The organism is Aeromonas sp. 600774 (assembly GCF_049175075.1).
GTDB classification, from domain to species: Bacteria; Pseudomonadota; Gammaproteobacteria; order Enterobacterales; family Aeromonadaceae; genus Aeromonas; species Aeromonas veronii_A.
Genome location: NZ_JAAKUJ010000012.1, coordinates 111,348 through 137,711, shown reverse-complemented (window position 1 = coordinate 137,711; position 26,364 = coordinate 111,348). Strand labels below are relative to the sequence as shown.

Here is a 26,364-nt window from a genome sequence, read left to right as displayed (position 1 = left end):
TTCACGCTAACGCGACAGAGGCCAGACAGATGGTCAGGATCATCGCCAATGCTCCCGAAGCGGTCAACAGCGCCCATTTCAGCTCCACACTCATGCAAACCTCCTTTCTGCCAATCAGTGCCGGATCACAATAGATAAGACAATGTTAAGTCATAGTTAATCCGATAACCGTGAGCTGCGTATACATTTCAGATGAGCCCAACCCCGGGAAGGTGAGCATGTTCTATCTGTGTAGCATTGGTTCCAATCTTGATCCGCATATCCATGTCAGCCGTGCGCTGGCCGAGCTGCTTGCGCACGTCGGCCCCCTGCAACTGAGTTCGGTGATCCGCACCAAGCCGGTGGGAATGCACTCCAGCCACGACTTTCTCAACTGCCTGCTGGTGGTGGAGAGCCCGCTCGATGCCGTCCGCCTCAAGCAGCGCTTTGTCGCCCTCGAAGTGGCTCACGGCCGGGATCGCAGCGACCCGCTCTGCAAGGTGCACGATCGGCCGCTCGACATCGATATTCTGGCCAGCAACACGCACGGTGACTTTGCCACGGCAGAGGTCGATTCCTATCTGGCGGAGCTGCTGGCGGAACTCTACGGCCATGGCGAGGTGCATGACCCCAAGGTGGCGTTGCAGGTGGCGCTTCCCGGCCCCTCGGACAAGCCCGGCAAGGGCTTGCTGACCCGACAGGTCGGTCTGGAGCCGCTGGTGCTCGGCAGCCCCTCAGAGAGTGGCCAGCGCGCGCCCGCCATCCACCTTGATGCTGGCCCCCGTCATATAACTGTTCCCCATCAGTAACTGCACCGCCTGCCAGATGGGCTCAAGCCCCCCCTCCCGCGCCAGCGGTGTTTTCGCCAACACCTGCTGGCGCCAGCTTTCGTCATGCTCGTCGAGAAACAGGATGGGACCCGGCTCTATGGTGTTGACCCGAACCGCAGGCGCCAGCTCCCGGGCAAAGCTCATGGCCAGCGAATGGGCTCCCGCCTTGGTCGCCACATAGCTGGCAAAACGGGGGGCTGGGGCATGGATATAGATATCGGTGATGTGAATGATGCTGGCGTTGGGATTGCTGGCCAGCTGGGGGGCCAGCGCCCGGTTTAGCTGGAAGGGGGCCGCCATGTGTACCCGGTAGAACTGCTCGAACTGGGCCAGTTGCGCCGCCGGATCAGTTGCCTGCGGCTCGAAGGCCGAAGCGTTGTGAATCACCAGCGCCAGATCCTGATGGGCAGCCAGCACATCGATCAGCTTGCCAACGTCCTCTTCCCGGCCAAAATCCGCCTGCACCAGTTCGACCCCCAATGCAGCCAACGTGGCCAGCTCCGGCCGCTCGCTGCGATAGCTGCCCGTCACCTGCCAACCCGCTGCCACCAGCTGTTCACAGAGATAAAATCCGAGTCGACGGCCACAGCCCGTTACCAATGCACGCATACGATCTCCTTTCCCTTTCATGGTCTTGCATGAACGAAGCCCGCCTGCCAGCGGATCACCGCCGATGGCCGGTGCCTATCAATCTCTGCGGCACAAGCCATTGGTCGCGGACCACCCACCCGCCTCATAGTGGCGACATCCCCCTCTTGCGGAGTCACCACCATGCTGAAAGTACACCATCACATGGGTCGTCTGACCCACTCCCTCACAGCCGGCCTTGGCCTGGCCGAGGCGCTGGATCGCCTGCATCAATCGGGCCTTGGCGGCTTGCCGGTGCTGGATGAGCAGAAACGGCTGATCGGCTTTCTCTCCGAACAAGATTGCATTCCCAGCCTGCTAACTGGCAGCTACTACTGCGATACCCGCACCCGGGTGGAGGATCTGATGAACCGCTCGCCCCTCTCGGTCGGGCCGGATGACTGTATTCTGGAGCTGGCCCGCCAGATGGCCGATGCCAAGCCCAAGATCTACCCGGTGCTGCAACAGGGCAAGGTGATCGGCATCATCAGCCGCCGTCAGGTGATGCAGGCCCTCAACCAGCAGATGAAGGTGTGCCAGCAGACCTAGATCTGGTAACGCCCCTTGTCACCGATATCGAAGTGCAGGGGCATCCGCCACTTGGCCAGCGCCAGCAAGGTCAACAGGGCCCCGCAGACCAGCGCCACCAGTGCGGCGGCCCACTCCACCCGCAACCACTCCAGCAGCCATAACACCGGCAGCAAAATGGGCACCAGCTTGATGCCGGGAATGGCGAAGCAAAACTGCTCCTTAAACGCCAGCCCGGAGAGGGTTGCCAACGCGGCTCCCAGCACCAGTGCATCCGGTGCCCCCACCGCAGCCAGCGCCAGCGAGCCCCAACCAAACCCCTGCAGAATCAGGCGAATCCGCTTGTCGTAGATATGCAGCGAGAAGCCGCAGATTGCGCTTGCCACTGCCAGCGACATCAACCATTGTGCCGACGGGAGCAGTGCCAACCCGCTCAGCAGCGCCGCACCACGGCAAAGCAGCAACAGGGCTGCCACACTCAGGCCCAGACGGTAGATCGAGACGGTCAACTTGTCGATCCCGTCCAGCGTACTTTCGATTTCAGGGTTTGCCATAAACAGTCGCTTCTAACGGATCAGGTGCCATCCAATATACTGGAATCAGGTTCTGGAATATCTTCAAACGGGCTCAGGAGACGTAGTTTGCGTGTGATCCCCCTGTTTTGGTTGCTGTTTCCACTCGGATTGCCGGCCAAGGAGCTGGTGATCTGCGGCACCATGGAGCCCCCGCTCAAGTTTCTCGATGCCGATCAGAAACCCCGTGGGCTCGATATCGATATCGTCACCGCCATCTTCGACAAGCTGGAGATGCCCTTCCGGATTGAACTGGCCGATTCGGGAGCCCGCCTCACCCGCAATGCCGGAACCGGCGCCTGCGACCTGGTGATGACCCACTCCTACAAGGCGGAGCGGGAGAGTTATCTCATCTATCCCCAACAGGCCCATCTACGCCACAGCTGGCACTTCTTCGTGCGCAAGGCCGACCTGCTGAAGATCCGCTACGAGACGCTGGCCGATCTCAAACCCTGGCGCATCGGCGTGACCAAGGATTTCTCCTATACCCCAGAACTGGCGGCGGCGATGACCGACCCGGCCTATCAGTTTCAGGAGATCACCATGAACCAGCTGCAACTGCGCAAACTGCTGGCCGGGCGGATCGATACCGTGCCCATGCCGCTGGTCACCGCCTTCGCCCAGATCAAGGAGGAGGGGCTGACGGGCAAAGTCGATTACCTGCCCAAGCCACTCAAAAGCAGCCCCTACTTCAACACCTGGACCCGCGCACGGGCCGACGCGAACACGCCCGCCCAGATGGCCGCCTACGATGCCGAGCTGCTGCGCATGAAGCGCAACGGCAGCCTCAAAACCCTCTACGACAAGTACAGCATCCCCTATATCGAACCCTGATCAACAGGTCAGGGTTTCACATCCCGCAAGATCGGGTTTTGCAGCGAGATTAACGTCTCGGTGGACTGGATCTCGTCGATGGTCTGGATCTTGTTGATCAGCACTATCTGCAGCTCGTCGATGGAGCGGGTCATCACCTTCATGAAGATGCTGTAGTGGCCGGTGGTGTAGTAGGCCTCCACCACCTCGTCCAGCGCCTGCAGCTTGGCCAGCGCCGAGGGGTAATCCTTGGCGCTCTTCAGATTGATGCCGATAAAGCAGCAGACGTCATAGCCCAGCTTCTTGGGGTTAACCTGCACCCGCGTCCCCTCGATGATCCCCGCCTGCTTCATCTTCTCCACCCGCACATGGATGGTACCCGGGCTGACTGCCAGCTGCTTGGCCAGTTCGGCATAAGGAATACGCGCATTCTCCATCAGGGCGGTGAGGATGGCCTGATCGAGATTATCGATCCGGTAATTTTCCGGCATTTTTTTGCACTCCCGTTAGCGATATCTCATTAAACGCTCGCTAATTTTGAATAAAAAAATATAAAAAGCCTATTTCTATTATCGAATATTGAATTTAGTTGGCAATCCGTTGAAGAATCACCACATCCAACGGGGTTTGAAACAGGAATTCAGCATGAAACAGCACTACATTCGCAGCCAACAGCAGATCAGCTTCGTCAAAGAGATGTTCTCCCGCCAGCTCGCCCAGCAACTGGGTCTGATGGAGGTGCAAGCCCCCATCCTGAGCCGGGTCGGTGATGGCACTCAAGACAACCTCTCTGGCCACGAGAATGCGGTGCAGGTCAAGGTGAAGACCCTGCCGGAGCACAGCTACGAAGTGGTCCATTCACTGGCCAAATGGAAGCGCCAGACCTTGGGACGCTTCGGCTTCGGCCCGGGCGAAGGGATCTACACCCACATGAAGGCGCTGCGTCCGGACGAGGATCGCCTCACTCCCATCCACTCCGTCTACGTGGATCAGTGGGACTGGGAGAAGGTGATGCCGAGCGAGCGCCGCGATCTGGCCTACCTGCAGGAAACCGTGCGCGGCATCTGGGCCGCCATCAAGGCCACCGAGCGCGCGGTCTGCGCCGAGCACGAGCTGACCCCCTTCCTGCCGGCCGAGATCCAGTTCCTGCACAGCGAAGAGCTGCTGGCCCGTTACCCGGACCTCGATGCCAAGGGGCGCGAGCGCGCCATCGCCAAGGAGCTGGGTGCCGTGTTCCTTATCGGTATCGGCGGTGCCCTCTCCCACGGTGAGCGCCACGATGTGCGCGCCCCGGACTACGACGACTGGAGCAGCCACAGCGAGCTGGGTCTGGCAGGTCTGAACGGCGACATTCTGGTGTGGAACCCGGTGCTGCAAGACAGCTTCGAGATCTCCTCCATGGGGATCCGGGTCGATGCCGAGGCGCTGCGTCGCCAGCTGGCCATCACCGGCGACGAGGATCGTCTGCAGTACGACTGGCATCAGGATTTGCTGGCCGCACGGATGCCGCAAACCATCGGTGGCGGCATCGGCCAATCCCGTCTGGCCATGCTGCTGCTGCAAAAAGAGCACATCGGTCAGGTTCAGGTCGGCGTCTGGCCGGCCGAGATGAAAGCCGCCGTGCAAGGCATGCTGTAACGAATGAAGGCCATGCCGGCGCCATCACAGTCGGCATGGCAACAGGCAGGTGGCCGTCGGGGTTGAGCGAGCGCATCCCCGGCAGGCTGTAAGAAGCGAGGCCAGCAGTGGCCGCGCTTCGCAATCGGGGGCTTGCCCCTGCGACCCGCTCAACCCACGTCAGGTCGCTTCACTACATTCCTCCCGGCAATCTTCGGATTGCCGTTTTTTTATTTTCCATCGCCCAGATATGGCAACGCCAGCCCGAGGGCTGGCGTTGCAAACATAGATACGAGACTGGTTACTGGGTCATGGTGAGGCCATTGCTGTCGGCTCCCAGCAGCAGTTTCTTGCCGGGGACGATGCGGCCGGAGAGCAGCGCCTGCGCCAGCGGGTTCTCCACCTTGTGCTGGATCGCCCGCTTGAGGGGACGCGCCCCGTAGACGGGATCGAACCCGGCGTGCACCAGCTTCTCGAGCAGCGCCTCGCTCACCTCCACCTCGTAACCCTGAGCCTCCAGTCGGCCCATCAGGCTCTTGAGCTGGATGCGGGCGATGGACTTGATGTGCTCCTCGCCGAGCGGGTGGAACACCACGGTCTCGTCGATCCGGTTGATGAACTCCGGCCGGAAGCTGCGGGTCAGCACCTCCATCAGCATGCCCTTCATCTCGTCGTAATCCTTCTCGGAGTGGTGCTCCTGAATGAGATCCGACCCGAGGTTGGAGGTCATGATCACCACCGAGTTGCGAAAATCGACGGTACGACCCTGACCATCGGTCAGGCGGCCATCGTCCAGCACCTGTAGCAGGATGTTGAACACGTCCGGGTGTGCCTTCTCCACTTCATCCAGCAGGATCACCGAGTAGGGGCGACGGCGTACCGCCTCGGTCAGATAACCGCCCTCCTCGTAACCCACGTATCCCGGAGGTGCCCCCACCAGACGGGCCACGCTGTGTTTCTCCATGAACTCCGACATGTCGATCCGCACCATGGCGTCCTGGGTATCGAACAGGAACTCGGCCAGCGCCTTGCACAGCTCGGTCTTGCCCACCCCGGTGGGCCCCAGGAACAGGAAGGAGCCGATGGGGCGATTCGGATCGGAAAGTCCGGCACGGGAGCGGCGAATGGCGTTGGAGACCGCATCGACCGCCTCCTCCTGGCCAATCACCCGGCTGTGCAGCTGCTCTTCCATCCGCAGCAGCTTGTCGCGCTCCCCTTCCAGCATGCGGGCGACCGGAATGCCGGTCCAGCGGGCCAAGACGTCTGCAATCTCCACGTCGGTGACGCGGTTGCGCAGCAGACTGGTCTCCTGCATCTCGGCCTGAGTGGCGAGATCCAGCTGTTTCTCCAGCTCCGGAATGCGGCCGTACTGCAGCTCGGACATCCGGCCCAGGTCGCCTGCGCGGCGTGCCACATCGAGATCCTGACGGGCCTGCTCCAGCGCAGCCTTGATATGCTGGGTACCGGCGAGGGCGGCTTTCTCGGCCTTCCACACTTCGTCCAGCTCGTTGTATTCCCGATCTTTTTCGCCAATCTCCTGATTGATCAGCTCCAGCCGTTTGCGGCTGGCGTCATCGTCCTCTTTCATCAGCGCCTGCTGCTCCAGCTTGAGCTGGATGATGCGCCGCTCGAGGCGATCGAGCGCCTCGGGCTTGGAGTCGATCTGCAGCCGGATGCTGGCCGCCGCCTCGTCGATGAGATCGATGGCCTTGTCCGGCAGCTGGCGATCTGCGATATAGCGGTGGGACAGCTGGGCCGCCGCCACGATGGCTGGATCGGTGATCTGCACATGGTGGTGCAGCTCGTAACGCTCTTTCAAGCCGCGCAGGATGGCGATGGTGTCCTCCACGCTCGGCTCTTCCACCAGCACCTTCTGGAAGCGACGCTCGAGGGCAGCATCTTTCTCGATGTACTGACGGTACTCATCCAGGGTGGTGGCGCCGACGCAGTGCAGCTCGCCCCGCGCCAGCGCAGGCTTGAGCATGTTGCCCGCATCCATAGCCCCTTCGCCCTTGCCGGCGCCGACCATGGTGTGCAGCTCATCGATAAAGAGGATGACGTTGCCCTCCTCCTTGGCGAGATCGCTCAGCACGGCCTTGAGCCGCTCCTCGAACTCGCCGCGATATTTGGCACCGGCCACCAGCGCCCCCATGTCCAGTGACAGCACCCGCTTGTTCTTGAGCCCTTCCGGCACCTCGCCGTTGATGATGCGCTGGGCCAGCCCTTCGACGATGGCAGTCTTGCCGACGCCGGGGGCACCGATCAGCACGGGGTTGTTCTTGGTACGGCGTTGCAGCACCTGGATGGTGCGGCGGATCTCGTCATCACGGCCGATCACCGGGTCGAGCTTGCCGAGTTCGGCCCGCTCGGTCAGATCGATGGTGTACTTCTCCAGCGCCTGACGGTTCTCCTCGGCGTTGGCATCTTCCACCTTCTTGCCGCCACGCACCTTGTCGATGGCCGCTTCGAGTTTTTCCTTGGTCAGCCCCTGAGCGCGCAACAGCTCGCCCAGCGTTCCCTTGTCGTCGAGGGCAGCCAGCACGAACAGCTCGGAGGAGATGAACTGATCCTTGCGCTGCTGGGCCAGTTTGTCGCAGACGTTGAGCAGGCGGCCGAGGCCGTTGGAGAGCTGCACGTCCCCTTCCACGCCGCTGACGCGCGGCAGGCGATCCAGCTCCTCGCCAAGGCGGGAGCGCAGGGCGTTGATATCCATCCCGGTCAGGGTGAGCAACGGACGGATAGAGCCGCCATCCTGATTGACCAGTGCGGTCATCAGGTGAACGGGTTCGATGAATTGGTGGTCACGACCCAGCGCAAGAGACTGGGCATCGGAAATAGCAATCTGGAATTTGCTGGTCAGGCGATCGAGGCGCATTGCACTCCCCCTTCAAACAGGCAGACGCCGCTTGCGCGGCAAACAACTTAACTTTCTGAGATGAAAGATGAGGCCCGCACGGGCTATTTCAAGGGCTGTGACTGGTTATTTTTTCTGCAAGACGGGACAAGAACAGGATCCCCGCCTCTCTCATACGGATCTGTTCTTGAGAGAGACGGGCTATTAGTTGGCGGGTGATTGCTTAGCGGGCCAACCAGATGAGGGAGGCCATCCGGCCGGTCTGGCCGTCGCGACGATAGGAGTAGAACTGCTCGCTATCGCTGAAGGTGCAGTATTCGCCGCCATAGACGGCGGTAACGCCGGCACGGGCGAGGCGCAACCGCGCCAGCTGGTAGATATCCGCCAACCATTTGCCGTCGTTGGACGAAGGGACGAACGCCGCTTCTGCTTCGGCCTGCTCAGCCATAAAGGCCTCGCGCACCTCTCCCCCCACTTCAAATGCAGTGGGGCCAATGGCCGGGCCCAGCCAGGCCAGGACCTCGCCCGGCTCGCAGCCCATGGCGGCGATGCTCGCCTCCAGCACGCCCTCTTTCAGTCCACGCCAGCCTGCGTGGGCCGCTGCGACCACAGTACCCGCCCGATCGCAGAACAGCACCGGCAGACAGTCAGCAGTCATCACGATGCAGGCCTGATCCGCCTCATGGGCGCAGGCGGCATCAGCATCCGGCACCTGCTGATAATGGCTGCTGACCTGATGAACCACGGTGCCGTGTACCTGATTGAGCCAGTTAAGGGGCCCCGGGATGGCGGCCGCCTGCTGCAAGCGGGCGCGATTGGCCTCGACTCGCGCCGGTTCGTCACCCACGTGGGCGCCCAGATTGAGACCGGCAAAGACCCCTTCACTGACGCCGCCATCCCGGGTGGTCGACAACGCCCTGACACACGCCGGGGCTGGCCAGTCGGGTTCGATCCATTTCATCTGTGACTCCTTCAATTCACCGATATAAAAACGGGGCTCCTGCAAGGGAACCCCGATTGGCATCTATTCGGGCCGGATGACGCCAGAAACCGACGCAGCAGGCCCTATCGCATCAGTTCCAGACTAAATCATCCGGATTGGCGAGCGTATCCGCGCGCAGCACTTCCATCAGCTCCACCATGTCTTGCGGTGTAGCTGAATGCCACTGCATCACTTCCCCCGTGATGGGGTGAGCCAGTTGCAGCATGGTGGCATGCAGCGCCTGACGGTTGAAGTTGCGCAGTGCCTGAGTCAGCTCGGGGGTCGCGTTGCGCAGCGGGCGCAGACGGCCACCGTAAGCGGGATCGCCCACCAGCGGGTGCTTGATGTGGGCCATGTGGACACGGATCTGGTGGGTACGGCCGGTCTCCAGACGCAGACGCAGACGGGTGTGGCCACGGAACTTCTCGTGAACCCGGTAGTGAGTTACGGAAGGACGACCATTGGGCACCACGGCCATATGAGTACGCTGGGTCGGGTGACGGCCTATGGGCGCATCGACGGTGCCACCTGCGGTCATGTGACCGATGGCGATCGCTTCGTACTCACGGGTGATCTGGCGCGCCTGCAACGCTTCCACCAGATGGGTCTGGGCGGGTACGGTTTTGGCAACCACCATCAATCCTGTGGTGTCTTTATCCAGACGGTGCACGATACCGGCGCGGGGTACCTCGGCAATGCCGGGGTAGCGGTGCAGCAGGGCGTTGAGGATGGTGCCATCCGGCGTACCTGCGCCCGGGTGAACCACCAGACCGGCCGGTTTGTCGATCACCAGAATGTGTTCATCTTCATAAACGATGTTGAGCTCGATATCCTGGGCATCCCAGCGAGTATCATCTTCCAGCTCGACATTCACATGCACCTGCTGCCCGGCCAGAATCTTCTCGCGCGGGGTGTTGGCAACCTGACCGTCCAGGGTCACTCTGTCCTGTAAAATCCACTCCTTGATGCGGGTGCGGGAGTAGTCGGGAAACAATTCGGCCAGGGCCTGGTCGAGTCGCTGCCCGAATTGGTGATCCTGGAATTCGCCTGTCAGTTCAATATGCTGGCTCATGTATGGTCTCTTGAGCGGGGGGTATCAATTCGAAATAATCCGGGTATTCTAGCTTTTCTTTTAGCCAAGCATAACGGATACTTTGCCAATTTCGTGGAAATGGACCGGATGTTGTTGATGGGAAAGAAGTCTCACCTGCTGATGTCGCTCGCCTTGGTCGCTACCTTGATCACAGGCTGTTCCAGCACCAAACCCAAGGTACCCGACGAACCGCCGGAGACCCTGTACCAGAAAGCACGCCTCAAACTGGACGTTGGCAATTACGTGCAAGCCACTGAATTGTTGGAGGCTTTGGACTCTCGCTACCCGTTCGGCGCCTACTCCAATCAGGTGCAGCTTGACCTCATCTATGCCTACTACAAGCAGGATGATACCGCTCAGGCGATCGCCAATATCGACCGTTTTATCCGCCTCAATCCGGCGCATAAAAATATCGATTACGTCTTCTATATGCGCGGCCTGACCAACATGGCGGCGGATTACAACTTCTTCCAGAGCCTGTTCGGTATCGGTCGTGACGACAAAGACCCTGCTTATGCCCGTCAGGCATTCCAGGACTTCAAGACCCTGTTGCAGAACTACCCCAATAGCGTCTATGCCGCCGATGCCCGTGCCCGCATGATTGGCCTGAAGAATCGTCTGGCTCGATATGACCTGAGCGTGGCCGAGTATTACGTGAAGCGTGATGCACTGGTCGCGGCCGCCAACCGGGCCAAGCTGATCGTCGAAACCTACCCCGACACAGCCGAAACCGAGAAGGCGCTGGAGATCATGGTTGAGTCTTACGACACCCTGAAGATGCCGCAGTTGGCCAAGCATGCCCGCGAAGTGCTGGCCAAGAACTACCCGGAGAACCGCCTCGGCCGTAGCTGAGTGATACGGATAAACCGGTAACAAAAAACCGATGCCAAGGCATCGGTTTTTTTATCTCTACGATCCACCAATCTGGCTGGGTTAAGGCCCTGTAGCCCACTGCGATAAAAGCCCCCACACCCCATCCATCCCATTCATTAGCCACCTGCGTGATGGCAGCATCGTGAAGTACTGCTTATCACCTCAGGCTGCAAACCCGCTGCCAGCCTGACACTAAACCGGCAAGAGCGGAACCGTCACTACGCGGCCATATTGCCTCATACAGTGCCCCTGAATGGGAATAGATGGCTTAATGGCACTGTAATCCTGTCACCAGAGTCAGCAGTTGCCCCTTGTCCGAGCGCAGAGCGGTCTGGGCCAGCAACTGATAGGGAATCCCCTCCAGCAACTGCCCCCGCTCCCCGGCTGTACCATTGACCAACACGGCATCAAACCGGGTATCACGACAGGCAATCACATTCCTCACCATCTCCCTGTCTAGATTCGCTACCCGCATCTCTTCATAGGCAGATAGCAGACCAAGCTCCGTCTCCCCCAATCGCCAGCCGGCAATGCGGTCCCGCGTCTCGGGCGGGATCCTATCAAGCAACAGGGCCATCTTTCCCGATACCCCCTTGGCGGCATCGATCAAGGGGTAAACCAGTGTAAAAGTAAGCAGAAAGATGATCGCTACCGAGCTGGTGATATGAATGGCACCATGTACTTCCTTGCGCCGCAACAATAGCTCCAGCGCTATCACGAACAGGGTAATCGCGGGAATGTAACGCCACCCCAGCTTGCCGGCGATGTGGAGCACGTCTGCCGGAATATGGCTGGTACCTGGTAGTGAAGGGCCGAGCAGAGGGATCCCCGTAACCACGACACAAAACAGCAGCATGAAACAGAGCCATCCCCGACCATAGCGAGCCGTCCATCCCGGCCAGTTCAGGCTGACCTGACCCAACATGATGGCAAATACCGGCAACAACGGAAAAAGGTAGAGGGTACGCTTGGTGGATGAGAGGGTTAACAGCACAAGTGTTCCTACTGCCCAGCACAACAGAAATATTCGCTCACGACTCCAGCGTCGCTGTTTTATGGTTTGCCAACCCCAATAGAAAATGAATGGCAACCAGGGGATGGTATACTCAGCCATCCCCCATAAATAATAGAGATAGGCCCCTTTCTTGATATGGCCGAGTTCTGTAGAGGTGCCTGTCAGGCGGCCAACCTGATTCTGCCAGAACCACTCATCCCATAAGGCATCGCCATCAACATGATTAATTAATTCACGGATCCATGCTGCCACTGGCAATATAAAACAGAGCAGTATCAACAGATGCTGCCAGATAAATTCGGGCAGTTTTTTGTCGATGGCGGCACATCTTGCAGCGAAGAAGAATAGCGGGAGCCAGCCAAAAAACACTGTCAGCGGCCCGATAGGACCTTTTGCCATAAAACAGCCCGCCAGCCCTATTCCGGCCAATATCGCCATCCACCAACGGCGTGCAAGGTAATATTCTGAAAATGCCCAGAGGGTAAATATGACAAAGAAGGCGAGCGCACTGTCCGTTCTGATCCAGTGCGTGTTGATAATAAATCCCTCCATGGTGCCCAGTGCGATGACCGACCAGAGTGCCGCAGACCTGTTGCCAAGCAGGCGATAGGCCAGCAGGCCGGTAAAAAGCAGTATACCCGCCGCCCAGACCACGCCCGCCAACCGCAGGCTATTGGTCACCCCCAGCCAGGATTCAAACCCATCAAGAAACGGCAGAGCGGCCATGTAAAAGAGTGGTGGCTTCTCGACAAAGCTGCGCCCGCCAAGGGTCGGTACCACCCAGTCACCACTGCGATACATCTCGAGTGCAATAGCCGCTTCGCGGGGTTCATCAGGCGTCCAGAGCTGATGGTCAAACTGGCCAGACAGCAGCACCAGTGCAACCAGCAGCAACATCCAGCAGAGAGTGCGCTGCGAAATATCAGCACTCTGCATGGCTCATCCCTTCTGCAATGGTCTCCCCACGCCCGATGGCATAGTAGGAAAAACCCAGCCCCTTCATCTTGAGCGGATCGTAGAGATTGCGACCATCGACGATGAGGGGGTGCGCCAGCATCTTCCTGATCTGGGCAAAATCGGGCGCCTTGAACTCGTTCCACTCGGTACATATGACCAACGCATCCGCCCCCGCCAGCGCCGCCTCCCTGGTCCCCATCAGCGACAGCTCGGGCTGGCAACCATAGATACGCTGGGCCTCCTTCATCGCCACCGGATCGAAGGCCTGCACCCGCGCCCCCTCCTGCCACAGCGCCTCCATCAGCACCCGACTCGGCGCTTCGCGCATGTCATCGGTATTGGGCTTGAAGGCGAGTCCCCAGATGGCAATGGTCTTGCCTACCAGCGACTCGCCCTGCTCGTGAAAGTGGCAGGCCAGGGTGTCGAAGAGCTTGAACTTCTGCCGCTCGTTGACCCGCTCCACCGCACGAATAAGCGGCGTGTCGTAGTCGAGGGCCGCTGCAGTCGCCAGAAATGCCCTCACATCCTTGGGGAAACAGGACCCGCCATAACCACAACCGGGATAGATAAACTGGTAGCCGATACGCTGGTCGGCACCAATCCCCTGCCGCACCAGCTCGATATCCGCACCGACCCGCTCGGCCAGTCCAGCCATCTCGTTGATAAAGCTGATCTTGGTGGCCAGCATGCAGTTGGCGGCATACTTGGTCAGCTCGGCACTGCGAACATCCATAAACAGAATGCGGTCGTGATTGCGATTGAATGGCTCATACAACTCACGCATGACGGCTCTGGAGCGCTCCTTACCGGTGCCGATGACGATGCGATCCGGACGCTGGCAATCACGGACGGCCGCCCCCTCTTTGAGAAACTCGGGATTGGAGACCACATCGAACTCGAACTGCTTGCCAAGCTCGGCCTGCTGCTCCATGACCCAGTGGAATACCTTGTCTGCCGTACCGACCGGCACGGTGGATTTGTTGACGATGATCACCTCATCTGAACGATGCTGGGCAATCGATCTCGCCACCGCCCTGACGGCGCTCAGATCGGCCGAACCATCCTCATCAGGGGGCGTACCGACGGCGATAAATTGCACGTCACCGTGGGTAACCGCCATGGGAATATCCGTGGTGAATGTCAGCGAGCCATTTTGCAATGTCTGGTGTAATAACACATCCAGTCCCGGCTCATATATTGGTAATTCGCCATGGGATAATCTATTTATTTTATCTGCATCAAGATCGATACAGACAACTTGATGTCCCACGTCAGCCAATACAATTGCCTGTACCAGTCCAACATAACCACTGCCAAATACTGTGATATTCATAACAACCTTCCCATAATGCGTAATGATGGAAACTTTACATCCTTTACCCAATTGCACTATGGGCAATTTGTAACAAGCAGTGTCAATTTGAACGACAACCAACCCGTTCAGCAACAGCTGATAATTCTGGTTGTGAACCCAGGCAAATGGCTAAACACCAACCCAAAACAAAACCAAGCAATTTTTTGTTACGAGATATTTCCATATTAACTTACATCACCAAAGCGGCAGTAATTGTTACCAAGTGTTGCTGTGCGCTTGAATAAAAACTCGTTATTCAGCTACTTTCAAAATATATCGAGCAATCTCGACACTTTCCCCAGGCATATTTCCAGTGAAAATCGGTAATGCCGATTTTCATCGTCATTTTATTTTTTGCGACATTAAGACCGGAGTCGTATGAAAGACTTTCTGCCATTCTCAAAGCCTGCCATGGGCGAGGCCGAGATCCGTGCCGTCAGCGAGGTGCTGCAATCGGGATGGATCACCACGGGTCCGAAAAATCATGAGCTGGAGCAGCGTTTCTGCGAGACCTTTGGCTGCCAGCATGCGGTCGCGCTCTGCTCCGCGACCGCGGGCATGCATGTCACCCTGATGGCGCTGGGGATTGGCCCGGGTGACGAGGTGATCACCCCCTCCCAGACCTGGGTCTCCACCATCAACATCATCACCCTGCTGGGGGCCACCCCGGTCTTTGTCGATGTGGACAGGAATACTCTGATGGTCAGCGTCGACCAGATAGAACCACTCATCACCCCCAACACCCGGGCCATCATCCCGGTCCACTACGCAGGGGCACCGGTCGACCTCGACCCCATCCTCGCCCTAGGTCGCCAGCACGATATTCCAGTTATCGAAGATGCCGCCCATGCAGTCGGCACCCGCTATCGCGCGCGCTGGGTCGGGGAAACCGGCACCGCCATCTTCTCCTTCCACGCCATCAAAAATCTTACCTGTGCCGAGGGAGGCATGCTGGTGACCGATGACCAGGTGCTGGCCGACAAGGCTCGCATGCTGAAATTCCACGGCCTGGGGGTCGATGCCTTCGACCGCATGACGCTGGGACGCAAGCCGCAGGCGGAGGTGCTGATGCCGGGCTTCAAATACAACCTGGCCGACATCAACGCCGCCATCGCTCTGGTGCAGCTGGCCCGACTGCCCGAGCTCAATGCCAAGCGGGTCGAGCTGGTGTCTCGCTACCATGAACGTCTGGCCAACCTGCCGCTGGCACCGCTTGCCATCCCCACCTACCCCCATCTGCATGCCTGGCACCTCTTCATGGTGCGGGTCAACCCCGAGCAGTGCGGCCTCAATCGCGATCAGCTGATGCAGGCGCTACAGGAGCGAGGCATCGGCAGTGGCCTGCATTTTCGCGCTGCACACACCCAGAAGTACTACCGGGAGCGCTATCCGGATCTTTCGCTACCCAACACAGAGTGGAACTCGTCACGGCTCTGCACCCTGCCCCTCTTCCCCGACATGACGCTCTCCGACGTGGATCGGGTCGTGGCAGCCCTGACCGACATACTGGAGTAACAATACGTGAACCATAACGACATCAAACGGGTCTCAGTCATCATCCCCATCTACAACGAGGAGGCGAGCCTGCCGGAACTGCTGCAACGGGTGACCGACACCTGCGAGCAGCTGAGCCAGGATTACGAAGTGATCCTGATCGACGACGGCAGCAATGACCGATCCGCCACCATCATCAGCGAAGCCGCCAATCGCGAAGGGAGCAAGCTGGTCGCCGTGCTGCTCAACCGCAACTATGGTCAGCATGCCGCCATCATGGCGGGCTTCGAGACGGCAACTGGGGATCTGGTGATCACTCTGGATGCGGATCTGCAGAACCCGCCGGAAGAGATCCCGCGGCTGGTCGCCACCGCCATGGAAGGGTATGACGTGGTCGGCACCATCCGCCGAAACCGGCAGGATTCATGGTTTCGCAAGACGGCCTCGCGCTTTATCAACAAGTCGGTACAAAAGGCGACCGGCGTCCAGATGAGCGACTACGGCTGCATGCTGCGCGCCTATCGCCGCCACATCATCGACGCCATGCTCTGCTGTCAGGAGCGCAGCACCTTCATCCCCATCCTGGCCAACAGCTTTGCCCGCCGTACCACAGAGCTGGAGGTGGGCCACGCCGAGCGGGCCCACGGCGAATCCAAATACGGCCTGATGCACCTTATCAACCTGATGTACGACCTGGTCACCTGCATGACCACGGCCCCGCTACGCCTGCTCAGCATCGTCGGCAGCGTGGTGGCGGGGATCGGCTTCATCTTCTCGATCCTGCTGCTGCTGCTGCGCCTGTTACTGGGTGCCGACTGGGCAGCAGATGGCGTCTTCACCCTGTTTGCCATTCTCTTCACCTTTGTCGGCGTACAGCTGATCGGGATGGGACTGCTGGGTGAGTACATAGGCCGAATGTATACCGATGTGCGCGCCCGTCCCCGCTACTTCATTCACCAAATCGTTCGCTCCACCCCGGATGCTTCGCAACAGGAAACTCAATCATGAACGTTGTCGTCTTTGCCTATCACGATATCGGCTGCACCGGTATCGAGTCCCTGCTTCAGGCCGGCTACCAGATCCAGGCGGTCTTTACCCATGCCGACGATCCGGGCGAGAACCGCTTCTTCGACTCGGTCGCCCAACTCTGTGCCGATCACGACCTGCCGGTCTTCTCTCCCGAAGATGTGAGCCATCCGCTCTGGATTGAGCGCATTCGCGAGCTGGCACCGGAGGCCATCTTCTCCTTCTACTACCGCAACATGCTCAAGCAGGAGATCCTCGATATCCCAACCGTCGGGGCCTTCAACCTGCACGGCTCCCTGCTGCCAGCCTATCGCGGCCGCGCCCCCATCAACTGGTGTCTGGTCAACGGCGAGACCGAGACCGGCATGACCCTGCACCGGATGACGGCCCGTGCCGATGCCGGCGATATCCTTGCCCGGCAGGCAGTAACCATTGCCCACGATGACACCGCACTCACCCTGCATGGCAAGATGCGCCAGGCAGCCCGCGCCCTGCTCGAAGGGGAGCTGGTCAAACTCAAGCGCGGGGACGCCACCTTCACCCCGCAGGACGAGAGCAAGGCGAGCTACTATGGTCGCCGCACCCCGGCCGATGGCGAGCTGCGCTGGGATAAGCCCGCCAGCGATCTCTACAACCTGGTACGCGCCGTCACCCAACCCTACCCGGGCGCCTTCAGCTTCGCCGGTGATCGCAAGCTGACGGTCTGGCAGGCGAAGCCACTGGCGATCCAGAACGACCTGCAGCCAGGCACCATTCTCTCCCACGACCCGCTGCGCGTGGCTTGTGGTGAGGGGGTGCTGGAGATCCTGACCGGCCAGGCCGAAGGGGGGCTCTATGTACGCGGTGCCCAACTTGCCCGCGAACTGGGGCTGGTCGAAGGAATGAAGATCGGCGCCAAGGCGAGCAATGCCCTGCGCAAGGCGCGCCTGACCCGGGTGCTGATCCTCGGCGTCAACGGCTTTATCGGCAACCACCTGACCGAGCGTCTGCTCAAGGATGGCGGCTACGAAGTGTATGGCCTCGACATCGGCTCCAGCGCCGTGGATCGCTTCATCGGCCACCCCAACTTCCACTTCGTGGAGGGGGACATCAGCATTCATACCGAGTGGATCGAGTATCACATCAAGAAGTGCGACGTGATCCTGCCACTGGTGGCCATCGCCACCCCCATCGAGTACACCCGTAACCCGTTGCGGGTGTTCGAGCTCGATTTCGAGGAAAACCTCAAGATCGTCCGCTACTGCGTCAAGTACAACAAGCGCATCATCTTCCCCTCCACCTCCGAGGTGTACGGGATGTGTGACGATCACAGCTTCGACGAGGATGAATCCCGCCTCATCGTCGGCCCCATCAACAAGCAGCGCTGGATCTACTCCGTCTCCAAGCAGCTGCTGGATCGGGTCATCTGGGCCTACGGCAAGAAAGAGGGGCTCAACTTCACCCTGTTCCGCCCCTTCAACTGGATGGGGCCGCGCCTCGACAGTCTGGACTCCGCCCGCATCGGCAGCTCTCGCGCCATTACCCAGCTCATTCTCAATCTGGTGGACGGTACCCCGATCCAGCTGGTGGATGGCGGCGCCCAGAAGCGCTGCTTTACCGATATCGAGGATGGCATCGAAGCCCTGTTCCGCATCGTCGAGAACAAGGGCAATCGCTGCAACGGCCAGATCATCAACATCGGCAACCCGGATAACGAGGCGAGCATTCGCGAGATGGCAGAGGTACTGCTCGCCAAGTTCGATGCTCACCCGCTGCGCGACCACTTCCCGCCGTTCGCCGGCTTCAAGATGGTGGAGAGCAAGTCCTTCTACGGCGATGGCTATCAGGATGTCTCCCACCGTCGTCCGAGCATCCGCAATGCCCGCAAGCTGATCAATTGGGAACCGACCATCGAGATGGAGGAGACCATCGGCAAGACGCTGGACTTCTTTCTGCAAGGGGCTGTCACAACGGGAGTCGAACATGATTGAGGTGGGTCTGCGGATCGACGTCGATACCTTCAGGGGGACCCGTGACGGGGTGCCCCGCCTGCTGCAGCTGCTCGACCAGCATCAGGTGAAGGGAAGTTTCTTCTTCTCGGTCGGTCCCGACAACATGGGGCGCCACCTGTGGCGCCTGCTAAAACCCCGCTTCCTGCTCAAGATGCTGCGTTCAAACGCAGCATCTCTGTATGGGCTCGATATCCTGCTGGCTGGCACCGCCTGGCCAGGCAAATCCATCGGCAAGCAGCTCGGCTCCCTGATGCGCGACACCGACAGCGCCCGTCATGAAGTGGGGCTGCACGCCTGGGATCACCACGGCTGGCAGGCCAACACCGGGCGCTGGGACGAAGCCGAGCTGACTCGCCAGATCCGGCTCGGGGTGGATGCCCTGAGCGAGATCCTGGGGCGCGCGGTGGATTGCTCCGCCGCCGCTGGTTGGCGAGCAGACCCGCTCACCACCCAAGCCAAGGAGCAGTTCGGTTTTCGCTACAACAGCGACTGCCGCGGCAGCGGCCTGTTCCGCCCCATTCTGGAGGATGGTCGTCCCGGCACCCCGCAGATCCCGGTCAACCTGCCCACCTTCGACGAGGTGGTGGGGCATCAGGTGACAGTCGAGCGCTTCAACCACTTCCTGCTGGAGCAGCTGACTGCGGCACCGCAACCGGGCCCCCATGTCTACACCATCCACGCCGAAGTGGAGGGGATCGTCATGGCGGATCAGTTCGATGCCTTGCTCGGCGAGGCCAAAGCGCGCGGCATCCGTTTCGTCCCCCTTGGCGAGCTGCTCCCGTCCGACCCGACTCAACTGCCGACCGGTCATCTGCTGCGCGGCACCCTGCCGGGACGCGAAGGGTGGCTCGGCTGCAAAGCAGCCCCATGAACCCGCTCACCAGATTGCAACCGAGGATCTCATGAAGATGACCCGATGGGCCCTGCCCCTTTTCTTTCTGCTCTTTTACCTGCTGCCGCTCAACCAGCGGATGCTGTGGAGCCCGGACGAAAACCGTTACGCCGAAATCAGCCGGGAGATGGTCACCACGGGTGACTGGGTGGTGCCCCACTTCCTCGGCCTGCGCTACTTCGAGAAACCCATCGCCGGTTACTGGTTCAACAGCCTCAGCCAGCTGATGTTCGGCGAGAGCAACTTTGCCGTCCGCTTCGCCTCGGCCGCCTCGACCGGGCTGAGCGCGTTGCTGGTCTTCTGGTTTACCCTCCAGCTCTGGCAGTGCCGGCGCAAGGCGTGGTTCGCCAGCCTCATCTATCTCTCGACCCTGATTGTCTACGGCATCGGCACCTACAGTGTGCTGGATGCCATGGTGACCCTCTGGCTCAACGCCGCCATGGTGAGCTTCTACCTCATCCGGCAGGAGGGGCCACCCGGTCGCAGGATGGCGGGCTATCTGCTATTTGGCCTCGCCTGCGGCATGGGCTTTCTCACCAAGGGGTTCATCGCGCTGGCGGTACCGGTGATCGTGCTGGTCCCATATATGCTGACCCGAGGGCGCCTGCTCGAGCTGGTGCGCTTCGGGCCGCTGGCCATCCTGAGCGCCGCCCTGCTGGCCGCCCCCTGGGCCATCGCCATTCATCAGCGGGAACCGGACTACTGGCACTACTTCTTTTGGATTGAGCACATCCAGCGTTTCGCCTCGGAAGATGCCCAGCACAAATCCCCCTTCTGGTACTACCTGCCGATGGGACTGCTCGGCACCTTGCCCTGGCTGGGGCTGCTGCCGGGCGCGCTAAAGCAGGGTTGGCAGGAGCGCAAGGTAGGTCCGCAGACTCTCTATTTGCTGGCCTGGCTGGTACTGCCCTTCATCTTCTTCAGCATCGCCAAGGGCAAGCTGCTCACCTATATTCTGCCCTGCTTCGCCCCGCTGGCCATCCTGCTCGCCAACAGCGCGGTCAATGCCCTGAAGGAGGGACGGGATCAGCCATTTCGCCTCAACGCCTGGATCAACGGCCTGTTTGGCCTGATCTGCGTGGGAGTGCTGGCGGTACTGGCCTTCTCGCCGCAACATGCGGTCTACGGCCGCCACGAGATGGGCAAGCTGGCCATCGCCATGGCCATCTTCGTCGGCTGGTCGCTGCTTGGCTTTATCCAGCTGGTAGCCCCCGCCCGCAGCTGGCAGCTGAGTACATTCTGTCCCATGGTGCTGGCCATCGCCCTGCCGCTGGCGCTGCCGTTATCGCTGGTAGACTCCAAACTGCCGGAGCACTTCATCAAGGCCAACCGGGAGATCCTGATGGAGTCCCACACCCTGCTGGCCAACGAGGTGGGTACTGCCTCCTCCATCGCCTGGGAGACCAAACGCAGCGAGGTCAACCTGCTCGATAGCATGGGTGAACTGAGATATGGCCTTGACTACCCCGATGGCAAGGGGCGCTACATCACGCAAGAGGAGTTCCCGAACTGGCTGGCACAGGCACGCAAGAAGGGGCAGGTAGCCCTGTTGCTGCGCACCAATGATGACGAGGAGATCGCTGCGCTGCCTCCGGCAGACCAGACCATCCGCAGTCACCGCTTCACTCTGCTCGTCTACCACGGGAGTCGCTGATGGATATCCTGCTCCTCCTGCTGGTCAGCCTCCTCACCAGTGCGGGACAGATGCTGCAAAAGCAGGCGGTCATCAGCTGGCAACGCACACCGCACGACCACTGGCAGAAGCTCGCTTCCCCCTGGTTGCTGGGGAGCGTTGCAGCCCTTGGCAGCGGTATGCTGCTCTGGATCTACCTGCTACAGCGGCTGCCACTGAGCATGGCCTACCCCATGCTCAGCCTCAATCTGGTGCTGGTGATGCTCGGCTCGCGCCTCTTTTTCCGCGAGCCGGTGAGCAGCCGCAACTGGCTGGGGGCTGCCGCCATCATCGTCGGCGCCCTGTTGTTGGGAGGTCTGCTATGAAGGGTTATCTCTACGTACTGGGCAGCATAGTGCTGGTGACGGTGGCGCAACTCTGCATGAAGTGGGGGGCAATCAGCCTCCCTGAGTGGCAGGCCGATCCCGCCGTGATGCTGGCTCACCCCCTGCCGCTCCTCACCATCGCCATCGGCATCCTCTGCTACGGGCTGTCGATGCTCTGCTGGCTGGCGGCGCTGCACTCAACGCCGCTCAATATCGCCTACCCGCTGCTCAGCACCAGTTACGGGCTGGTCTATCTGCTAGCGGTGAGCATGCCGGCCTTTGCCGAACCGCTGGTGGCGAGCAAGGCGGCAGGCGTTGCGCTTATCTTCTTCGGCGCAGTGCTGGTCGGCAGCAAACCTGCGGCAAGCCAGCCGGAGCGGCAGACTCCCCCTGCCGGTTCCTGACAAAGGGCAAGGTTAAGCGAAAAAAGAGGCGGCACCCTGTGCCGCCTCTTGTCACTGTCAGGTTGGCCTGCCCCCCTTTATTTGGCGACGTTACCCGCCACGTTCAGGGCATCCCAGGTGCGGGAGAAGGGGGGCGCGTAGGCAAAGTCCAGCATGCCGAGCTGCTCGGTAGTCACCCCCATGGTGATGGCGACCACCAGCGCGTCGATGCGGTGTACCGCCCCCTTGCGACCGAGGATCTGGCCACCCAGCAGCCGCTTGCTGCCCGTCTCATAGACCAGCTTGACGTGAATGTCGGACTGGCCCGGGCAGTAGTTGGTGTGGCACTTGTCCTTGATCACCACCGTGCGGTAATCGATGCCCATCGCCTTGGCTTCCTGCTCGGAGAGGCCGGTACGGCCCGCCTCCAGCCCCAGTACCTTGAGCGCCGCAGAGCCGAGGGTGCCCGGGAACTCCTGCTCGGCCCCCGCTAGGTTCTCACCCACCATGCGCCCCAGCTTGTTGGCGATTGTGGCGAGCGGCACATAGACCTGCTGCTGCTTCACGCTGTGCCAGACGCTGGCACAGTCACCGGCCGACCAGACATTGGCCAGCGAGCTGCGTCCCTGACGATCCACCTTGATGGCGCCGTTGCCGAGCCGCTCGATACCGGTATCGGCCAGAAACTCGGTGTTGGGCTTGACCCCGGTGCAGACCACCACGATATCGGCCTCGTACTCACCCTGGCTGGTGCGCACGCCGGTCACCCGGCTATCCCCCAGCAGCGCTTCAACTCGCTCACCCAGATGGAGAGAGACCCCCTGCTCGCGCAGTTCGGTTTCGATGTGCTGGGTGATCTCGCCATCAAACGCGTCGGGGATGACCCGATCCGCCAGCTCGATAAGACGCACCTCTTTGCCTTGATGGACCAGCGCCTCGACCACCTCCAGCCCGATAAAGCCGGAGCCGATCACCACGGCGCGGCGATTGTTCTTGTCTTGTACCGCAGCCTTCAGCGCCAGTCCGTCGGCCATCCGGCGCAGACCGAATACCCCTTGCTGCTGCAAACCGGGGATGGGAGGCATCACTTCACGGGCACCGGTGGCGATCATCAGCCGATCGTAGCGATCGGTGAAGGTGTCGCCGTTATGCTCCACCACCAGGGTCTGAGCAGTTGCATCAACGCTCAGCACCCGATGGCCAATCTTGACCTCGATCCCCTTGGCGGCGAACTGCTCGGGGGTGAACTCGGCCATGTAACCGGGCTCCTGAAACTCGTCACCGACGAAGTAAGGCAGGCCGCAGGCACCGAAAGAGATCACCTCGGAGGCCTCATACACCACGATTTCGGCATCGATGGCCAGACGGCGTGCCTTGGCGGCCGCGCTCATACCGGCGGCTTCGCCACCGATGATCAGAATTCTCATAGTTTTTCCTCTCAATGGCGCAGGGAGGGCATGCCCTCCCTGCGGTCTATGACGGGAAAGAGTCGCCCCTTCCCACGTCCAGATCAACCGATAGCAAATCAGACGGTGGACTCTTCGCCGTCCAGACTCACTTCGTGATCGCTGTTGAAGACATGCATGTCAGTCTCGCCCATCAGGCGGCTGGTCACCGTCCCTGCGGTGATGGAGCCGGAGACGTTGAGCGCGGTACGACCCATGTCGATCAGCGGCTCGATGGAGATGAGCAGCCCGGCCAGCGCCACCGGGAAGTCCAGCGCAGAGAGCACGATCAGCGCGGCAAAAGTGGCGCCACCGCCAATCCCGGCCACCCCGAAGGAGCTGACGGTGATGATGGCGATCAGGGTCATGATAAAGCCGGGATCCATCGGGTTGACCCCGACAGTCGGTGCAATCATCACAGCCAGCATCGCCGGATAGATACCGGCACAGCCGTTCTGGCCGATGGTGGAACCGAAGGAGGCAGCGAAGTTGGCGATCCCCTCAGGAATACCCAGCGACTTGGTCTGGGTCTGCACGTTCATCGGAATGGAGCCCGCACTGGTACGAGAGGTGAATGCAAACGCCAGCACCGGAGTGATCTTCTTGAGGAAGCGCAGCGGGTTGATGCCAACCATGCTCACCAGCAGCAGGTGCACGACAAACATGATGGCTATGGCGCCGTAAGAGGCCATCACAAAGCTGAGCAGGTTGAGAATATCCGCGTAGTTGGAACCGGAGACCACCTTGGTCATCAGCGCCAGTACGCCGAACGGGGTCAGGCGCAGCACCAGAGTCACCATCCGCATCACAATGGCGTGGGCCACGGCCACGAAGTGGCTGAAGCTGGCGAAAATCTCCGGCTTCTTGCGGGCGATGCCGGTGGCAGAGAGGCCGATGAAGATGGAGAAGATCACCACGGCGATGGTGGAGGTCTTGCGCGCGCCAGTCATGTCGAGGAAGGGGTTGGCCGGAATAAACTCAAGCATCATCTTGGCGAAAGACATGCTCTCGACGCTGCCGAGGGTGGTCTGCAGCGCGGCGCCCCTGGCGCTCTCGGCGGCACCGGAGGTGAGCCCTTCAGCGGTCAGGCCAAACAGGTTGGACATCAGGATGCCCGCCCCGGCGGCGATAGCGGTGGTGAAGATCAGCACGCCTATGGTCATGGCACTGATCTTGCCCAGCGCAGTGCCGCCATTGAGCTTCAAGATAGCGCTGATGATGGAGACCATGATGAGCGGGATGATGATCATCTGCAGCAGCTTCACATAGCCGCTACCCACAATATCCAGATAGTCGATGGTCTGAACAATGACGGACGAACCAGCACCGTAAAGCAGTTGCAACGCGGCGCCGAACAGAATACCGAGCCCCAGACCGGCAAATACCCGGCGGGTGAAGCTCACATGTTTTTCCTGTAACCGGTAGAGAAAGAACAGCAAGATGGCGGCGATGGCCAGATTGCCGATAACGCTAAATGTCATGGTATGACTCCCCAAAAAGCGGGCTTGCGCCCGAGAAACAAGAGCAAGCGCCATGCTTGCCCTGGCAACCGTGTCAGACGGTCTGCGCCGTCGTGACAAGAACAAGGGGGTCTATCGCCCCCTTGTCACAGATTCACTGCTTCTGCTGTTTCGCTCGCATGATGTTGATGATTTCGATGTCGGTATCCAGCATCCCCTCTTTGGAGAGGCGGCCCAGATTGGCGATGGTCTGGTCCACATCATCGGAAACGATCCCCTCGCTCTGGGGGACATGCAGGTTGTTGATGGCCATCAGCGAAGACTTTACCGCCGCCGAGGTGGAGGTGGAGACCTTCATGGAGCAGGCGCTGCCCGCGCCGTCGCAGATGATGCCGGAGACATCGCCAATCATGTTGTTGATGCAGTGGCTGATCTGCTGATACTGGCCGCCCAGCAGCCAAGTAATGGCGGCACCGGCACCCATGGCGGCGGTACTGGCGGCGCAGAGGGCCGACAGCTTGTTCTGATAGGTCTTGATGTAGATGGCCACCAGATGGCTCATCACCAGTGCCCGGGTCAGCTGCTCGTCGCTCGCCTTGAGGAAGCGGGCGGCCGCGACCACCGGCATGGTGGCGGCAATGCCCTGATTGCCAGAACCGGAGTTGGACATGGCGGGCAGCATGGCACCATCCATCCGCGCATCGGAGGCGGCGGAGGAGAGGCGCATAGCCAGGGTCATCAGGTCATCGGAGAGCAGCTTGCGCTCCACCTGTTCGGTGAGGATCTTGCCAATCTTCAGGCCGTAACCCTGCAACCCTTCATCTGCCAGCGCCTGATTCATGGTGGCGGCCTCGCGGATAAAGTCGATCTCCGCCAGCTGCACTTCCAATGCAAAATCGACGATCTCCCGCAGGGTCATGGTCGGTTTGGCGGATTTGGCTGGCTGGATCTGCACGCCGGGGGCACTGGCCTGCTCCATCAGAACCTCGCCATCCTTCTCCATCAGGATGATACGGGTGTGGTCGGTGCAGATCACCACCCGGGCACTGTGCCCTTCAACTTCGGCCAGAACCTCGGCGTAGAGCACGTCCGGCACATCCTTAACATCCACCTTGATCACCGGCAGCAGCGCCTTGGCCGCTTCCACCTGTTCTGGTGTGAGGGTCTTGAGCACCTCCAGCCCGGCATCGGGATTGCCCCCTGTGATGCCGACCGCAGCGGCCACCGGTAGACCGATCATGCCGGTGCCCGGTACCCCGACCCCCATGCCGTTCTTGAACAGATTGCCACTGACCCAGACGCTGATGCGGGTCGGGGTCTCCCCCAGCAGCTTGCGGCAGTTGGCCGCCGCCAGCGCCACCGACATCGGCTCGGTACAGCCCAGGGCGGGCACCACTTCACGCTTGAGCAGGGTAACAAAGTCGGTCCATTGTGGTTTCATCTGTGCATTCTCATCTTGGTAGTGCAATACCTGTCATCGCCACAGGCAACAGCATGGTAAAAAAGGGTGACACTGGGTCAGCATCAAGCAGGAACGCGTCGCCGTGGCGTCGCGAGAGAGGTGGCCGTCTGATGACAGCC

At 60.4% G+C, this 26,364-nt stretch carries 24 protein-coding genes; 12 read left to right on the top strand and 12 right to left on the bottom strand.

All coding sequences use genetic code 11. The features are described 5' to 3' along the window. Position 1: 1 nt before the first annotated feature. Positions 2 to 94, bottom strand: a complete 93-nt coding sequence (locus G5171_RS14505) for a YnhF family membrane protein (RefSeq protein ID WP_005341891.1) — start codon at positions 92 to 94, stop codon at positions 2 to 4. 124 nt (positions 95 to 218) lie between these two features. Between G5171_RS14505 and G5171_RS14500 the strand changes: the two genes are divergently transcribed. Next, positions 219 to 788 carry a 2-amino-4-hydroxy-6-hydroxymethyldihydropteridine diphosphokinase gene (locus G5171_RS14500; protein WP_421260356.1) on the top strand — a complete coding sequence of 190 codons (570 nt, stop codon included), beginning with the start codon at positions 219 to 221 and terminating at the stop codon, positions 786 to 788. On the opposite strand, the gene G5171_RS14495 is transcribed toward G5171_RS14500, so the two are convergent. Beyond that, the gene (locus G5171_RS14495; protein WP_421260355.1) at positions 714 to 1,418 is read right to left on the bottom strand and encodes an SDR family oxidoreductase; all 705 of its coding nucleotides are present in this window, start codon (positions 1,416 to 1,418) and stop codon (positions 714 to 716) included. The two genes, G5171_RS14500 and G5171_RS14495, sit on opposite strands and share 75 nt — an antisense overlap. A gap of 162 nt (positions 1,419 to 1,580) precedes the next feature. Between G5171_RS14495 and G5171_RS14490 the strand changes: the two genes are divergently transcribed. Beyond that, complete coding sequence (locus G5171_RS14490; RefSeq protein ID WP_337073297.1) at positions 1,581 to 1,985, top strand: CBS domain-containing protein; 405 nt, start codon at positions 1,581 to 1,583, stop codon at positions 1,983 to 1,985. On the opposite strand, the gene G5171_RS14485 is transcribed toward G5171_RS14490, so the two are convergent. Beyond that, entirely contained in the window at positions 1,982 to 2,518 is a 537-nt protein-coding gene (locus tag G5171_RS14485; protein ID WP_421212398.1) for a DUF2301 domain-containing membrane protein, read from the bottom strand. The two genes, G5171_RS14490 and G5171_RS14485, sit on opposite strands and share 4 nt — an antisense overlap. Before the next feature lie 87 nt (positions 2,519 to 2,605). Between G5171_RS14485 and G5171_RS14480 the strand changes: the two genes are divergently transcribed. Continuing rightward, positions 2,606 to 3,370 carry a substrate-binding periplasmic protein gene (locus G5171_RS14480; RefSeq protein ID WP_337073295.1) on the top strand — a complete coding sequence of 255 codons (765 nt, stop codon included), beginning with the start codon at positions 2,606 to 2,608 and terminating at the stop codon, positions 3,368 to 3,370. 8 nt (positions 3,371 to 3,378) lie between these two features. Here G5171_RS14480 and asnC read toward each other — a convergent pair whose 3' ends face one another. Further along, positions 3,379 to 3,840: a transcriptional regulator AsnC gene (gene asnC / locus G5171_RS14475; protein ID WP_005339783.1), complete on the bottom strand. Its 462-nt coding sequence runs from the start codon at positions 3,838 to 3,840 to the stop codon at positions 3,379 to 3,381. Positions 3,841 to 3,994: 154 nt separating this feature from the next. Between asnC and asnA the strand changes: the two genes are divergently transcribed. Beyond that, positions 3,995 to 4,987: an aspartate--ammonia ligase gene (gene asnA / locus G5171_RS14470; RefSeq protein WP_058058982.1), complete on the top strand. Its 993-nt coding sequence runs from the start codon at positions 3,995 to 3,997 to the stop codon at positions 4,985 to 4,987. 280 nt (positions 4,988 to 5,267) lie between these two features. On the opposite strand, the gene clpB is transcribed toward asnA, so the two are convergent. The 3 genes from clpB to rluD form a co-directional block, all read right to left on the bottom strand. Beyond that, a complete protein-coding gene (gene clpB, locus G5171_RS14465) occupies positions 5,268 to 7,841 on the bottom strand; it encodes an ATP-dependent chaperone ClpB (RefSeq protein WP_421260354.1) in 2,574 nt (857 codons plus the stop codon). Positions 7,842 to 8,043: 202 nt separating this feature from the next. After that, positions 8,044 to 8,781 (bottom strand): peptidoglycan editing factor PgeF, encoded by a 738-nt coding sequence (pgeF, locus tag G5171_RS14460; protein ID WP_421260353.1) that lies wholly within the window; start codon positions 8,779 to 8,781, stop codon positions 8,044 to 8,046. A 112-nt stretch (positions 8,782 to 8,893) separates the two neighbouring features. Further along, positions 8,894 to 9,874 carry a 23S rRNA pseudouridine(1911/1915/1917) synthase RluD gene (rluD, locus tag G5171_RS14455; protein ID WP_005339771.1) on the bottom strand — a complete coding sequence of 327 codons (981 nt, stop codon included), beginning with the start codon at positions 9,872 to 9,874 and terminating at the stop codon, positions 8,894 to 8,896. A 117-nt stretch (positions 9,875 to 9,991) separates the two neighbouring features. Here rluD and G5171_RS14450 point away from each other — a divergent pair, with 117 nt between their 5' ends. Continuing rightward, the gene (locus G5171_RS14450) at positions 9,992 to 10,747 is read left to right on the top strand and encodes an outer membrane protein assembly factor BamD (protein WP_005341901.1); all 756 of its coding nucleotides are present in this window, start codon (positions 9,992 to 9,994) and stop codon (positions 10,745 to 10,747) included. Between the two features lie 289 nt (positions 10,748 to 11,036). Here the strand turns inward: G5171_RS14450 and G5171_RS14445 are convergent, their stop codons facing one another. Together G5171_RS14445 and G5171_RS14440 are read right to left on the bottom strand one after the other, a co-directional pair. Continuing rightward, positions 11,037 to 12,680: an ArnT family glycosyltransferase gene (locus G5171_RS14445; RefSeq protein ID WP_421260369.1), complete on the bottom strand. Its 1,644-nt coding sequence runs from the start codon at positions 12,678 to 12,680 to the stop codon at positions 11,037 to 11,039. Positions 12,681 to 12,705: 25 nt separating this feature from the next. Next, positions 12,706 to 14,073, bottom strand: a complete 1,368-nt coding sequence (locus G5171_RS14440; RefSeq protein ID WP_421245082.1) for a UDP-glucose dehydrogenase family protein — start codon at positions 14,071 to 14,073, stop codon at positions 12,706 to 12,708. Positions 14,074 to 14,472: 399 nt separating this feature from the next. Between G5171_RS14440 and arnB the strand changes: the two genes are divergently transcribed. Genes arnB through arnF form a run of 7 tightly spaced genes read left to right on the top strand, consistent with a single transcriptional unit; the run spans position 14,473 to position 21,899 of the window. Then, a complete protein-coding gene (gene arnB, locus G5171_RS14435; protein ID WP_421250900.1) occupies positions 14,473 to 15,609 on the top strand; it encodes a UDP-4-amino-4-deoxy-L-arabinose aminotransferase in 1,137 nt (378 codons plus the stop codon). 6 nt (positions 15,610 to 15,615) lie between these two features. Continuing rightward, the gene (gene arnC / locus G5171_RS14430; RefSeq protein WP_421250901.1) at positions 15,616 to 16,596 is read left to right on the top strand and encodes an undecaprenyl-phosphate 4-deoxy-4-formamido-L-arabinose transferase; all 981 of its coding nucleotides are present in this window, start codon (positions 15,616 to 15,618) and stop codon (positions 16,594 to 16,596) included. Next, positions 16,593 to 18,584 carry a bifunctional UDP-4-amino-4-deoxy-L-arabinose formyltransferase/UDP-glucuronic acid oxidase ArnA gene (gene arnA, locus G5171_RS14425; protein WP_421260352.1) on the top strand — a complete coding sequence of 664 codons (1,992 nt, stop codon included), beginning with the start codon at positions 16,593 to 16,595 and terminating at the stop codon, positions 18,582 to 18,584. The genes arnC and arnA overlap by 4 nt, the downstream gene beginning before the upstream one ends. Then, on the top strand, positions 18,577 to 19,476 hold the full coding sequence (gene arnD, locus G5171_RS14420; RefSeq protein ID WP_421260351.1) for a 4-deoxy-4-formamido-L-arabinose-phosphoundecaprenol deformylase: 900 nt from the start codon (positions 18,577 to 18,579) through the stop codon (positions 19,474 to 19,476). Before arnA ends, arnD begins: the two co-directional genes overlap by 8 nt. A 31-nt stretch (positions 19,477 to 19,507) precedes the next feature. Beyond that, positions 19,508 to 21,151: a lipid IV(A) 4-amino-4-deoxy-L-arabinosyltransferase gene (gene arnT / locus G5171_RS14415; protein WP_421260350.1), complete on the top strand. Its 1,644-nt coding sequence runs from the start codon at positions 19,508 to 19,510 to the stop codon at positions 21,149 to 21,151. Beyond that, a complete protein-coding gene (locus G5171_RS14410; protein WP_216979916.1) occupies positions 21,151 to 21,495 on the top strand; it encodes an EamA family transporter in 345 nt (114 codons plus the stop codon). Before arnT ends, G5171_RS14410 begins: the two co-directional genes overlap by 1 nt. Further along, positions 21,492 to 21,899: a 4-amino-4-deoxy-L-arabinose-phosphoundecaprenol flippase subunit ArnF gene (gene arnF / locus G5171_RS14405; RefSeq protein ID WP_421260349.1), complete on the top strand. Its 408-nt coding sequence runs from the start codon at positions 21,492 to 21,494 to the stop codon at positions 21,897 to 21,899. Before G5171_RS14410 ends, arnF begins: the two co-directional genes overlap by 4 nt. A gap of 77 nt (positions 21,900 to 21,976) precedes the next feature. On the opposite strand, the gene G5171_RS14400 is transcribed toward arnF, so the two are convergent. The 3 genes from G5171_RS14400 to G5171_RS14390 all read right to left on the bottom strand — a co-directional run bounded on the left by G5171_RS14400 (position 21,977) and on the right by G5171_RS14390 (position 26,224). Beyond that, positions 21,977 to 23,305, bottom strand: a complete 1,329-nt coding sequence (locus G5171_RS14400) for a CoA-disulfide reductase (RefSeq protein WP_421260348.1) — start codon at positions 23,303 to 23,305, stop codon at positions 21,977 to 21,979. Between the two features lie 98 nt (positions 23,306 to 23,403). After that, the gene (locus tag G5171_RS14395; protein WP_005339766.1) at positions 23,404 to 24,804 is read right to left on the bottom strand and encodes an L-cystine transporter; all 1,401 of its coding nucleotides are present in this window, start codon (positions 24,802 to 24,804) and stop codon (positions 23,404 to 23,406) included. A gap of 133 nt (positions 24,805 to 24,937) precedes the next feature. After that, the gene (locus G5171_RS14390) at positions 24,938 to 26,224 is read right to left on the bottom strand and encodes a serine dehydratase subunit alpha family protein (protein ID WP_421250906.1); all 1,287 of its coding nucleotides are present in this window, start codon (positions 26,222 to 26,224) and stop codon (positions 24,938 to 24,940) included. Positions 26,225 to 26,364 lie beyond the last annotated feature (140 nt).